The organism is Salmonella sp. NW884 (assembly GCF_051700745.1).
GTDB classification, from domain to species: domain Bacteria; phylum Pseudomonadota; class Gammaproteobacteria; order Enterobacterales; family Enterobacteriaceae; genus Salmonella; species Salmonella enterica.
Genome location: NZ_JAMMDE010000007.1, coordinates 254,100 through 266,864, shown reverse-complemented (window position 1 = coordinate 266,864; position 12,765 = coordinate 254,100). Strand labels below are relative to the sequence as shown.

The following is a 12,765-nucleotide window of genomic DNA, read 5'->3' as shown; positions in this document are numbered from 1 at the left end:
GCTCACACAGGCAGGACCACAATCTGATACCGCGATAGCTTTTGCTGATCGCGCCGGAGCGGTAACCGGCAACAATTCAAGCCTCGCCATCGTGCGGGGCTTTTCTGTTTGTGCCGTCCGGAATAATCCCTCTGAGTTTTGTCGTTAATCCACCGGGCGGCATTCCTACTTCACACTGCGCCATCCGAGCCATCGGGGGTGAGGCTTATGAAAATGCACAACGATCCCCAATCCTGGCAGGGCTGGCTGGAGCTATTCCAGAGCTGGTGGCGAGGAGATACGCCGCTGGGCGCTGTTCTGATGTCGTTATTTATGGCCGGTCTGCGTATTGCCTATTTTGGCGGTAACGGTGGCTGGAAGAAAAAGACACTCGAAATCCTGCTTTGCGGCGCCCTGACGTTGACCTTCTCATCTGCGCTGGAATATTTCGGCTGGCCCAAGTCCCTGTCTGTTGCAATTGGTGGCGGTGTTGGTCTTATCGGCGTGGATGCTATCCGCGGCTTCGCAATGAAGTTTATCAGTGGTCGTATCGGTGGGGATAATAACAAGGTTTAATCATGAACGAGTCTCAATTTCAGCAGGCGGCTGGTATCAGCGCCGAACTGGCTGCGCGCTGGTATCCACATATTACGGCGGCAATGAGCGAATTCGGTATTACTGCTCCACTGGATCAGGCCATGTTCATTGCTCAGGCGGGACATGAAAGCGCTGGTTTTACAAGGCTGGTGGAGAGCTTCAACTACAGTATCGCCGGGCTGACCGGATTCATCCGCGCCGGGAGAATCACTCCAGATCAGGCCAGTACTCTTGGGCGAAAAGCCTGTGAGAAGGCGCTTCCGCTCGAGCGACAGCGTGCAATAGCTAATCTGGTATACAGCAAGCGAATGGGTAACAATGGGCCTGGCGACGGCTGGAACTACCGCGGGCGTGGACTTATCCAGATCACAGGTCTGAACAACTACCGTGATTGCGGTAACGGGATCAAAACTGAGCTCGTTGCCCATCCGGATCTACTGGCACAGGATACGTATGCTGCCCGTAGTGCAGCGTGGTTCTTCGCGACTAAAGGGTGTCTGAAATATTCCGGCGACATGGTACGCGTTACACAGATAATCAACGGAGGGCAGAACGGCATCGGTGACAGGCGAGAGCGCTTTGAAAAAGCAAAATCGGTGCTGGTATGAATCTGTTACCTGTATTGCTTAAAAAATTCTGGAAGCCATTAGCAGAAATACTGCTGGTGGCTTTTTTGTTATGTGCGGCAGCGTACTGGTGTTATTCACGAGGTTATCAGAAAGCGGATACATCCTGGAAATACCAGTGGGCGCAACGAGACCTTACCGATGCGACCGCTGCATTGCAGCGTGAAGTAACCGAACGAGCGAAAGAACAGCGTCGCCAGCACGCCGCAGATGAAGAACGGAAAAGAGCAGATGAAGAACTGGCAAAAATACAGGCCGATGCTGATGCTGCTGAGCTTGCTCGCAGTGGGTTGCAACAGCAGCTCGCAGCAGTACAACGGCAGCTCGCAGGAAGTGAAACCGGCAGGCTTTCCGCTCTTGCCGCAGCAGGCCAGGCACAAGCCGAGACCGGAATACTGCTCGCCAAGTTGCTTGGCGAAGCTGACGATCTGGCGGGAAAGTTCGCAAAAGAGGCTGATGAGCGTTATGTCGCCGGAAGCACATGCGAACGTACCTGGGACAAAGTGACCGGACAGAACTGAAATCGGATAACAAGGAAAATTAATGAAGGCAAAATTATTCGTACTGGCCCTGGTATGTGTGTCCCTCGCCGGGTGTACAACGCTTTATTATCGGTAATGACTATGCGCCGTATATTAGCCACCGCTGCCGCACTTTGTCTTGGCGGCTGCATTACTGTGTATGGTCCGGTTAAAACAGGAGGGCAGCAACAGCAGGACAGCCAGGCCGGGCAGCAGCCAGGGATGAGCGAACAGATATCAACCTCATTCATCGGTAACCGTAAACCGGATGAGTTGCTGAATGCCGTGGCGCTGTATTTCAGGGAGAAGGCCATCACAGCCAGTGTTAACGACCAGACCACAGGGATTATCGCCGGTACCGGGGATGATCCGGAACTGAGTTCGTTGTATCTGGACTGTTCACTGTTACCGCAGACACAAAATATCCAGGAGCATTACCGTATCGTCGCGCAGGTCTGGAGTGCCGGTGAAGGCAGTAATGTTTCGGTAATGGTGACAGGCACTGCCGGACTGGATACTGCCGATGGTAACGATAAGGTGAAGCCGGTGGAGTGTAAAAGTACCGGGATATTTGAGAAAGATTTGCTGGAACGGCTACGTAAGTAAGCATTACAGCAGGCATTCCCTGAGTGTCTGCGATAATGACAAACAGGCAGGTGAACAGATATGGCAAAACCGGACTGGGGAGCACTGCAACACCAGTTCCTCGCCGAGCATGCTAAATCCGGTATTTCCCCCAAAGACTGGTGTGAAGCGCAGGGACTGAATTACGCTACCGCCCGTCGATATATCAAAAAACCTACTGCGCAAACTGCGCAAAAACCTGCGCAGAAAAAAATGCGCACTGCGCAGAAAGATAAAAGCGCAAATGAGCTGGTGGATGATGATGGACTTACCGCTCAGCAGCGCTTATTTGTCGCGGAATACCTGAAGGACAACAACGCCACCGCTGCCGCTGCACGTGCTGGTTATAGTGACCCAAACTACGGTCGCCAACTCATAACGAATCCTAACGTTGCCCAGGCCATTGCGCGGCAGCAGAAAGCCTCCATTGCGCGCACGCTTGGCAGTGCCGATGAGGTCCTCGCGCAGATGTGGCAGCTCGCTACGTTCGACGCTAACGAAATCTCACAATATCGCCGTGGATGTTGTCGTTACTGCTGGGGCTTTGGTCATAACTACCAATGGCGTGATGTTATCGAGTTCGAAGAGAGGGAAGCGGAGGCAAAAGCCAAAAAAGGGAAAGAGCCGGACGATGCTGGCGGATATGGCTACAACCACAACCGCGAGCCTAACCCTGATTGTCCCCGATGTAATGGTGATGGTGTAGGACGACCTCATTTCGCTGATACCACCAAACTGTCCCCGATAGCCCGCCTTGCTTATTCCGGTACGAAACTGGTGAAGGGCGGTATCGAGATATCGACCATCAGTCGCGAAAAAATGTTTGAAGCGATTATGCGGCGCCTGGGGCTGGCTGAATCCGAACTGGCGCAACGGTTGTTGGATCTGGAAATCCGAAAACGCACCGCCGAGGCTGAACGTCTGGAACAGGAAGTTGAACTTAAGCGTAAAGGCAAGGGCAAAGGCAAAGACGACGAGCCGACAGTGGTCATTAAACTGGTGAATTCCCCTGATGGCGACTGAACATGTTATAGAGTTCCTGCCGTTCCATGCAGGGCAAAAGAAAATTTATCGTTCTCCGGCTAAGCGAAAAGTTATCCGCGCCGGTCGCCGCTTCGGGAAAACCACCATGCTTGAACAGGCGGGCGGTAACTGGGCGGCGCGGCAGATGCGCGTAGGCTGGTTTGCGCCATCCTATAAAATCCTGCTGCCGTCGTTTAAGACCATCCGTGACCTGTTAAAGCCGATCACGATTAGTTCCAGTAAGACCGATTCGATTATTGAACTGATTGGCGGCGGTCTGGTTGAGTTCTGGACGCTGGATAATCCCGATGCCGGGCGCTCCCGAAAGTATCACAAAGTCATTATTGATGAGGGCAGTCTCGTCAAAAAGGGCATGAGGGATATCTGGGAACAGGCCATTGAGCCGACGCTGCTCGACTTTGACGGCGATGCGGTGATGGCCGGTACGCCGAAAGGCGTTGATGACGAAAATTTTTTCTATCAGGCCTGTAATGATAAATCGATGGGCTGGGAGGAACATCATGCGCCGACTGCGGCTAACCCGACAATTAATCCGGCGGCGCTGGCCCGAATTATCGACGGTCGCCCTCCGCTGGTGGTTCAGCAGGAATACAACGCTGAATTCGTGGACTGGCGCGGGCAGAACTTTTTCAAGCTTGACTGGTTGCTGGAGAACGGCGCGCCTGTTGATTATCCGTTTTCCTGCGATACGGTTTATGGTGTTGTTGACTGTGCGCAAAAGGGAAAACTCCAGAACGACGGATCCGCGTGTATCTGGTTTGCGCTGGATAACCTGCCGTCGCCACACCTTATCATTCTGGACTGGGACATTATCCAGATTGACGGGTATTTCCTGAAAACGGTCGTACCGCAGTGGGAAGGTAAAGCTAAACACCTTAGCGAAATCTGCCGCGCCCGTATGGGGACCACAGGCCTGTTTATTGAGGATAAGGCAACCGGCATCACCCTGTTACAGCAGGGCGCTAACGAGGGCTGGAACGTCCACCCTGTCGACAGTGAGTTAACGTCACTTCCCAAAGAATCCCGCGCCATCAACATTTCTGGTTATGTGGCGTCCGGGAAGGTACGCATTTCTAAATACGCCTTTGACAAAATCGTTGAGTACAAGCAGTCGAAGAAAAACCATCTTCTGACGCAGGTACTCCAGTTCATCATCGGTGAAGAAAACCAGGACGACGATCTGTTTGACTGCTTTAACTACGGCGTCGCGCTTGGTCTTGGTAACGGAGAGGGGTTCTGATGCAGGACGACGATGATATTTGCATGGGCAGCAATGCTGGCGTCCTCAGCAAGATTCTGGAGGGCGGGAGCATTGAACCCGGCGCGCAGGCGGGTTATGAGCTCTGCAAGCTGATTTATTTGTTTCATCCGCTGGGCGGAAAAATGGTCGACCGCCCGATAAAACTGGCGATGTCAGAACCGCGAACCGTGCATGTGACGCGCGGGCCTGAAAAGCGGTTGAGGGAGGCTTTTGAGCGTGAGTGGAAAGCCATAAAAGCCGATCGCATTATTGCCAACACGGCGCGCCAGTCCCGTATTTATGGCGTTGGCGCAGTGGTGATGCTGATTGAAGGCGAGCCCACGAACGATGCGGTAGGGTTTGATACGCTGTATAAAAAATCCATCACCTTTAACGTGTTGGATCCGATGAATACAGCCGGTTCTGTGGTACTCAATCAGGATCCTAATTCTGCTGATTTTCAGAAGGTGGGAAGCGTAACTGCTGCGGGGCAACCATACCACCATAGCCGGTGCTGTGTGATGATGAACGAGGATCCAATTTATCTGGCCTACACGCCATCATCCTTCGGCTTTGCCGGGCGCAGCGTTTATCAGCGCGCGCTGTATCCGCTGAAATCATTTATTCAGTCCATGCGCGCTGACGACATGGTGACGATTAAAGCCGGACTGCTGGTGGCATTCATCAAACAGGCCAGTTCTATCGTCAATAACATGATGCAGAAAATGTCCGGCATTAAACGCTGGATGCTGAAACGTGGTGGTAACGGCGATGTGTTGCAGGTGGGAGAGAATGACAAGATTGAATCTCTTGACATGCAGAACCTGGAGAAACCGCTTGATACGGCCCGTAATCACATTCTGGCGAATATCGCGACGGCGGCAGACATGCCCGCGATTCTGCTCAACAGTGAGACGTTTACGCGCGGATTTGGCGAAGGTACAGAGGATGCAAAAGCAGTCGCCCAGTATATCGACGATGTGCGCAAGGATTTACAGCCGCTTTATGATTTTTTCGTTCGCATCGTTCAGTACCGGGCGTGGTCGCCTGAGTTTTTCGAGGCGCTGAAAAACGATTTGCCGGAATACAAAAGCATCAGTTGGGAGGCGGCTTTCAGTTCCTGGGTGAACAACTTTGATTACGTCTGGCCGTCATCGCTGAAAGAGCCTGAAAGCGAAAAAGTTAAAGTCGATGAAACACGCTTTAAGGCGATTACTGAGATGTTGACTGTGCTGTTGCCACAACTCACCAAAGACCCGCAAAACAGGGCGACACTCATTAAATGGGCCTGTGAGAACGCCAATATGAACGAAAACCTGTTTGCGGATCGTCTGGAACTGGATTACGAGCAGCTTGAACAAAATCCGCCGGATGCAACACCGCCTGGTGAGGGGAATTTTGATGAACTCCTTTCTGAAAGAGCTGCGTGACGCGATTAAATTCTTTCTGGAACATGGTTACAGCAGTGAAGAAAGTCTGATTATGTGGACTGAGCGCCTGCGTAATGCCACTGAGGATAAAATCGGCGGCGATGATTTTTACAGATATGTGTCCCGGCGTCTGACTGCTGCTTACGATCTGGAGGTTGGCCGGGAGAGGGCGCTTAAGCGTCATCCTGGCGTCAGCCGTTTCACACTGAATTATCTTGAACCAAAACTGCGGGCAGAGCTGGACAGGCGGATTATGGCTTCTGCCGACCTGATAAAGCTGAACCGTACACAGGCTGTTGACCGGACAATTCAGCGTTTCAGTGGCTGGGCAACCAGCATTCCTCCCATTACATCGATAAGTCCCGGTTTATCCGCTTCATCGCGTTCTGGCGTTGTTGCCACAAGCCAGCATATCGCCAAATCAGCGCGGCAGATTGATTTTGAACGGCGCCGCGTGATGGTGGACCAGACACATAAGCTGATTGCCAATATCGATAACATCATTGCGACCGATGGCGGGGCGATTGCGGCGGTATGGCACAGCCACTGGCGCCAGCCCAATTATGACTATCGGGAACCACACAAGGACCGCGACCTGAAAACCTATGCGATACGCGGTAACTGGGCGTTGAAGAAGGGTTTTATGAAGGTGGGGCCGGCTGGCTATCTCGATGAAATCACTCAACCGGGCGAAGAGGTATTTTGTCGTTGCTACCTGACATACATCTACAACGTGCGCAGTCTGCCGGATGAAATGAAAACCGAGAAATGGCGAAAATTTACTGAGGGGAATATGTCAGTCGGTCGCCGAACAGCAAATTTTGAAGGCATCAGAAACGGAGGATAAGTGAACACCTACGCTGCCGGGATCCTGTTTAAGTCTGGCGGGAAAATATTTCTGGTTAAGCGTGGGGATGATGGTTCGTGGGCGGTACCGGGCGGAAAACTCGAAGAGGGGGAGACGCCTGAAGCCGCGGCAAAGCGTGAAGTGCTGGAAGAATGCGGGTTTGATTATTCCGCACCGCTGACGCCTCATACCCTGATTGATGGCTATGTTACCTACCTCGCAGATGATGCTGAGCAATTCGACGCGGTACTGAACGATGAAAATCAGGCCTGTGGATGGTTTTCTCCGGATGAACTGCCGGAGCCATTGCATCCCGGCATGGTGGCAATGCTTGATGCCGAACCACTCAATGAAAAGGACGTTGCCGGGCTTATTGCCGACGGGCAACTCACATCCCCGCAGTTTTTCAGAAATATGTACCTGTGGGCGCTGCGTATCACCGGAACGGGTGTTACCTGGCGTTCTAAGTTCAGGCAATACGCTTACCGTTCTCCCGAGAATTACCTCACTGATGATTTCCTCGCCCGGTGCTCTGGCTTGCCGGTGATCTGGCTGCACCCGGAGAAAAACACGCTGAACAGCGAGGAGTACGCCGCGAGGACTATCGGTGCGATTGCATTTGCCTGGATCCAGGGTGATGAGGTGTGGGGAATGGCCCGCATCTACGACACTGACGCCGCCACGATTCTTTCAACGCGGCAACTGAGTACATCCCCCACGGTGACGGGCGGCGATGACGTTCTGATCAACGTCGACGGCGAGCCGCTGCTGCTGGAGGGGAACCCTGTTTTACTGGACCACCTGGCTATTTGTGAGCAGGGCGTCTGGGACAAGCTGGGGGAACCGACGGGAGTTAAATCCGACACACTTTTGAACGAGGTCCAGAAAATGGATGAAGAAAAAGTATTAGCACTCATTAACCAGGCGCTGGACGCTCGCGAAGCCCGCGCAAAGGCCGACGCCGAGGAAAAAGCAAAAGCAGATGCTGAAGCAGCAGAAAAGGCGAAAGCTGATGAAGATGCCGCCCGTCTCAAGGAAGAGGAAGAAAAGGCGAAGGCTGACGCCGAAGCAAAGGCCAAAGCGGACGCGGAGGCAGAAGAAAAAGCCAAAGCGGATGCCGAACTGGAAAAAATCCGCGCAGACATGGAAGAAATGAAAAGTCGTGTACCGCAGGAACTCAGCGATGAAGAGCGTAATGAAATTGCTGATACCCAGTGTAAGGCCGACAGCGTGTTTGCTTCATTTGGTGAGCGTGCGCCGCAGCCGATGGCGGGGGAGCGCGCTATTCCATACCGCCGCCGCATCATGACCCGCCTGCAAAAATACTCATCTGATTATAAAGAAGTGGATCTGCATTCCATCGCAGACAGCCAGCTCCTGAGTATTGCGGAGAAAAAAATCTATGCCGATGCGCAGGCATCAGCGGCATCCAGTCTGGAGCCCGGCGCCGGGTTACGTGAAGTCATCCGCACCGACGCCACCGGACGCCGTATCAGTACCTTTATCGGCGATCCGTCCGCAACATGGGCACCGTTCCAGGCCGTCAGCCGCAAAGTCGCTGGCATCAAACAGTAATCAACCGGAGAACAATAAACATGGCGAGTGCATTGTCAGTTAATCCAATGCAGACCACTAACGCGCGCGGCACGTTCTACGCGAAATCTGATGGTCTTATCCAGGGCGTGGCGCTGGACGATCCGGCGGCACGTTATGCGCTGGCTTCTGGTACCCTTGGCAGTGATGAAATAAAACCTTTGTGGGGCGGACTGCCGGTTAACGAACTGGTACCGGGCGCCTCTTCTGCACCACGTGGCAGCATTATCAAACGTGCAGCCAGCCTTTCACAACTGGTGGGCTTTTCCGTGTTCAACCAGGCACACAACGGCCTGACCACGCCGCAATCCCCGGTACCGCTTCTCCTCAGCAATATGAGCGTGTCGTTTTATCGCCTGGGCTCAGGAATGCGTGTTCCGGTCAAAGCCTCTGATGCCGTGATCTCTCTGGCCAGCGCGGGGATTTCTGTTAATCAGCCGCTGGTGTGGAATTTTGCGGAGGATTGTCTGGATGTGTTCAGCACTGCGGCGGCTGATGTGGCTACAACCGCTATTACCTGGACTGCGCCTACCGCGAGTCTGGCGGGATTTGCGACCGCGACGACTGCCAGCGCGCACGGCCTGAAAGTTGGGGCTTATGTCGCGATTTCTGGCGCAGTTCCGGCGGCGTACAACGGTACTGTCCAGGTGCTCAGCGTACCGTCGGCGACAACATTCACTTTTACTCCGGTTTCAGTGCCTTCAGGCAATGCGACCACGCAGGGAACCACAGGCGCGGCAAAAGAGCAGGATGTCGCCCTTCCGGTAAAAATCATCGAAATGCAGATGGGTAACAGCAAAACCGTTTCTTACGATTCGGCGACGGGCTTTGCTACCTGGAACGACAGCGGGAACGCTGCGGTAATTCTGCTGTAATCAGGAGAGGCTAAGAGATGCCAGCTATTACACCCGCTTATCAAATTGTAAATCCGTCGTACATCATGCCGGAAATGATCCTGTCATATCAGCAGGCATCCGGTGCGTTTTCTGTCATGGCAAGCGGTAACCCGCTGGTTCGCCTGGCAGACGGCGACCAGTACGTTTATATGAAACGCCTGGATATTCGCACTCAGGTCACCTCAAGCCAGTCAGGTAACGCCAACCAGTTACCCTCTGTGGCACTGGAGGCGCGAATGGTCAGCACGCCGACATATATGTTCCGTGCCCGCGCCATTTACGATCATCACGATATGGCCGCAGCGGGGAACTGGGGGATTGCGCTTCCGGAAGCCCAGCGACTCGGTACCCGGCAGGCAATTTTTCAGCAAATGCGTAACGCGCTGCTCTATGGAATGAACCCGGCGGGCGGTGAGGGGGTACTGAACACCAACGGTGCGACCACTATCAGCCTGCCGGCAGACAGCGGCGGGAACACTACCGTACTTACTTACGATCATGGCGAAATGGCGGTATTCCTGCTGGCGCAGATTCAGGCGATCCGCACCCGAACTATGCAAATGGGCCGGGCGTCACGCATGGTTATCCTCGGACCTCAGCGCACGCTGGGTACCATGGAAATGCAGCAGATCGTTCAGTTGACCAGTTACCAGCGTCCGGGCGGTGGTACTTCCACGGTGAAAGGCACCGTTAATGGTGTGGGGGATGATGCTGATTGTGAAATTGAATGGGGTTATGACGATACGCTGATTGGTGCCGGGGCAAACGGAACGGATGCGATCGTCATCGCCATGCCGGAGGTCGAGCGCCCTGAGGTTAACGCGAAAATCAACACCAACGAATTCGCCAGACTGAGTCCGTCACTGGAAGCCACATCACTGATGCTGTGCGACATGGCGGCACCGCGTGAAATTCCCACCCCGATTGCGGGCGGGGCGATCGATGTGCTTTCCGAACTGCGTTCCACCTCTGGCTGGGTACTTCGCCCTGAAGCGCTGACTATCATTTCGATGAAGTACAGCGATTAATTTTCCCTCGCTGATTTCCCTGCGTGCCGGAGGGTGCGCGGGGATTTTTTACCCAGGAGTAAACATGAAACTGTACATCGCCAACACCACCAAACAGCGCCACGATTTCGCCTGGCGCAAGCCGGAGACGGGACGTCTTGTTTATCACCCGATTAATGCAGGCTCTCAGGCCGTTGTCATTGATGGTACCCGCGCCGAAATCGACCTTATTATTCAGCAGCACGCCGATTATGGTCTGATTGATGCGACAAAAATCGACCAGAACCGTATTTATATCGGGTTGTGTTACAGCATTGATAAGCCGGTGTCGTCGAAGGTTATCGAAAAGGCCATGCGGGATAACGATGGTCACCTGAACCGTGCAGCGCACGATCGCCGTCAGGCTTCCGTACTGGCAACAAATAACGCACTCACTGAGCAGGAAAACGGCTATCTCGGTGAGCTGGAAGTCAGTGCAGAGCAGCGACTGAGCGCCACCGATGACCGTGACGAAACAGCGTTTGTTGATGAAACACTGGCGGTTAACACGGGAACTAAAAAGAAAAAATAAGCGGGGTGTGTCATGCCTGAACTGGCCGGATTTATCCTGTTTATCCGTAATACGATGGGAGTTAATGCCGACGCGTTAGCCGATGACGATCCGGCCGTTAGTCTCTCCTGGTCAATGTCCCTGGACTGGGTGAACCGGCAGATCGCCTGTATCAGCCCGGTTCTGTATTCGCAGGCTGTTTATAACCTCGCGGCCTCCTTTCTGCTTAACTTCGGTCCTGAAGTCGCTTTCGGTCCGGTACGCGAAAAACTGGGTATCAACAATTTTACTGCTGGCGTTATCAGCGCCTCTTCCGACGAATCAACCAGTCAGACGCGGGTTGTCAGTGATGCACTGAAAAACCTCTCTCTTGCAGATCTGCAACAACTCAAAGACCCGTATGGTCGGTGGTATCTGGCAATTGCGCAGCAGTACGGCGATTTGTGGGGGCTGACGTGAAACTTCACCTGGGCGTGATGGATATTCCCTATGAAAACGAGAATACGACCACCGGCGATGTGGCCGAAATTCTTGAAGGGAAATACCGGATCATGCAGACGTTCTTTGACCGCCACGGCGAGGAAATTGCACAGATGATGAGTAATGACCTTGCCGCCGGTCTCGAAAATATGCTGGCAGGCGCACCGCTTCCTGCGGATCCCTTCGCGGAATCCATGTCACAGGTACATCATCTCTTTGTCGCTTTCCTTGATAACGAAGAGATGAATGGCACAGAAGGTGTGCCTACTGCCCGTGCACTGGAGGGGATTAGCAAGCGTTTTAAAAACAGGAAAGGGGAACCGCGGCCCTCTTTTATCGATACCGGTATGTTTCAGGCGTCAATGCGCGCCTGGGTAAGCGGGGTGCTGAATGCCTTCCCTCAGTGAACTGTCACAGGCAAAGACAGAACTCAATGCGTCGCTGGTGCAGGGGCTGGATGATATCAGCCGTTCGGCATCCGTTACGTTTACTAAATATGTCCGGAAAGTGCTTCCCCTTGATGGTTTTGTTTTCTGGGTGAAGGCGTCAGTTCTTGCGGATGATCCTGATACTGAACCGGATACAAAGGTGGTAAAAGGCTACCTGCACCTGACCACCGAATCTATCCAGGATGAAGAACAGCTCTACGATAAAAACGTGGTGACCTTCACCGCGCAGGCCGATATTGACCCGTTTAATGATATTGGTTCTGATGTGCTTTATATCGGTCAGTTTTACGGTATTCAGTTTGCTTTCTCGCGCCGTTCCGGGCTGAACGAACCAGCGAACATTTACCATTACACCGGACATGCCATTTATCCGCATATGATGTCGCAGATTATTAATTCTGCCGACGATATCGACCTTGCGGATGTGGTGGTTTCCAACTCATTACCGATCTGGCTCTCGCTGAGTCAGTTCATGCCGATGTACCCGGCAATGCTTTCCGTACAAAACCTCGTACCGCCCTACGCCACAGTGAAATGCGGAGAACCGAGCCCGGTGGCCGGAGCCTTCTGTCTCGACGAGAAGCAGAACCAGTATCAACTGGTTTCTGAAGACGTGACGATCACCGTGACGGGCCTGCGTAATGCTGCCGTTGAGGATTTCCTGCGCTATGTGCAGGACTACACGCTCAGCGATAAAGCCGAAATGGGCGTAATGAATATTCCGGTGATACAGGATGAGCGCATCACGCAGAATGAGCTCAACATTATCGCCATGCGGAAAAAGGTCAAATTCAAAGTTAACTACTACCAGCAGCGGATGAGGAACGTCGCCCGCAGGCTGATCACGTCTGCAATTCCGTCCATTTATGTGGAGAAATAACC

At 53.3% G+C, this 12,765-nt stretch carries 15 protein-coding genes; all 15 read left to right on the top strand.

The window, feature by feature from the left end; translation table 11 throughout:
• Positions 1–213 precede the first annotated feature (213 nt).
• The 15 genes from NA197_RS16780 (at position 214) to NA197_RS16710 (ending at position 12,763) form a co-directional block, all read left to right on the top strand.
• Complete coding sequence (locus NA197_RS16780) at positions 214–555, top strand: phage holin, lambda family (RefSeq protein ID WP_085429533.1); 342 nt, start codon at positions 214–216, stop codon at positions 553–555.
• A gap of 2 nt (positions 556–557) precedes the next feature.
• Positions 558–1,184 (top strand): glycoside hydrolase family 19 protein, encoded by a 627-nt coding sequence (locus NA197_RS16775; RefSeq protein ID WP_001005894.1) that lies wholly within the window; start codon positions 558–560, stop codon positions 1,182–1,184.
• A complete protein-coding gene (locus NA197_RS16770; RefSeq protein WP_023136441.1) occupies positions 1,181–1,723 on the top strand; it encodes a DUF2514 family protein in 543 nt (180 codons plus the stop codon). The genes NA197_RS16775 and NA197_RS16770 overlap by 4 nt, the downstream gene beginning before the upstream one ends.
• Positions 1,724–1,825: 102 nt before the next feature.
• On the top strand, positions 1,826–2,329 hold the full coding sequence (locus NA197_RS16765; protein WP_023136440.1) for a hypothetical protein: 504 nt from the start codon (positions 1,826–1,828) through the stop codon (positions 2,327–2,329).
• Positions 2,330–2,389: 60 nt separating this feature from the next.
• Entirely contained in the window at positions 2,390–3,370 is a 981-nt protein-coding gene (locus NA197_RS16760; protein WP_023136439.1) for a terminase small subunit, read from the top strand.
• Positions 3,360–4,631: a hypothetical protein gene (locus NA197_RS16755; RefSeq protein WP_023136438.1), complete on the top strand. Its 1,272-nt coding sequence runs from the start codon at positions 3,360–3,362 to the stop codon at positions 4,629–4,631. The genes NA197_RS16760 and NA197_RS16755 overlap by 11 nt, the downstream gene beginning before the upstream one ends.
• The gene (locus NA197_RS16750; RefSeq protein WP_052870144.1) at positions 4,631–6,061 is read left to right on the top strand and encodes an anti-CBASS protein Acb1 family protein; all 1,431 of its coding nucleotides are present in this window, start codon (positions 4,631–4,633) and stop codon (positions 6,059–6,061) included. Before NA197_RS16755 ends, NA197_RS16750 begins: the two co-directional genes overlap by 1 nt.
• The gene (locus NA197_RS16745) at positions 6,033–6,908 is read left to right on the top strand and encodes a hypothetical protein (protein ID WP_023136436.1); all 876 of its coding nucleotides are present in this window, start codon (positions 6,033–6,035) and stop codon (positions 6,906–6,908) included. Before NA197_RS16750 ends, NA197_RS16745 begins: the two co-directional genes overlap by 29 nt.
• Positions 6,909–8,483, top strand: a complete 1,575-nt coding sequence (locus NA197_RS16740; RefSeq protein ID WP_052870145.1) for an NUDIX hydrolase — start codon at positions 6,909–6,911, stop codon at positions 8,481–8,483.
• Positions 8,484–8,503: 20 nt separating this feature from the next.
• Complete coding sequence (locus NA197_RS16735) at positions 8,504–9,376, top strand: hypothetical protein (RefSeq protein WP_023136434.1); 873 nt, start codon at positions 8,504–8,506, stop codon at positions 9,374–9,376.
• A 17-nt stretch (positions 9,377–9,393) separates the two neighbouring features.
• Complete coding sequence (locus tag NA197_RS16730) at positions 9,394–10,425, top strand: major capsid family protein (RefSeq protein WP_023136433.1); 1,032 nt, start codon at positions 9,394–9,396, stop codon at positions 10,423–10,425.
• 64 nt (positions 10,426–10,489) lie between these two features.
• A complete protein-coding gene (locus NA197_RS16725; RefSeq protein ID WP_023136432.1) occupies positions 10,490–10,975 on the top strand; it encodes a hypothetical protein in 486 nt (161 codons plus the stop codon).
• Between the two features lie 12 nt (positions 10,976–10,987).
• The gene (locus NA197_RS16720) at positions 10,988–11,413 is read left to right on the top strand and encodes a hypothetical protein (RefSeq protein ID WP_001114360.1); all 426 of its coding nucleotides are present in this window, start codon (positions 10,988–10,990) and stop codon (positions 11,411–11,413) included.
• Positions 11,410–11,841: a hypothetical protein gene (locus NA197_RS16715; RefSeq protein WP_000766224.1), complete on the top strand. Its 432-nt coding sequence runs from the start codon at positions 11,410–11,412 to the stop codon at positions 11,839–11,841. The genes NA197_RS16720 and NA197_RS16715 overlap by 4 nt, the downstream gene beginning before the upstream one ends.
• Positions 11,825–12,763 (top strand): hypothetical protein, encoded by a 939-nt coding sequence (locus NA197_RS16710; protein ID WP_001139605.1) that lies wholly within the window; start codon positions 11,825–11,827, stop codon positions 12,761–12,763. Before NA197_RS16715 ends, NA197_RS16710 begins: the two co-directional genes overlap by 17 nt.
• Positions 12,764–12,765 lie beyond the last annotated feature (2 nt).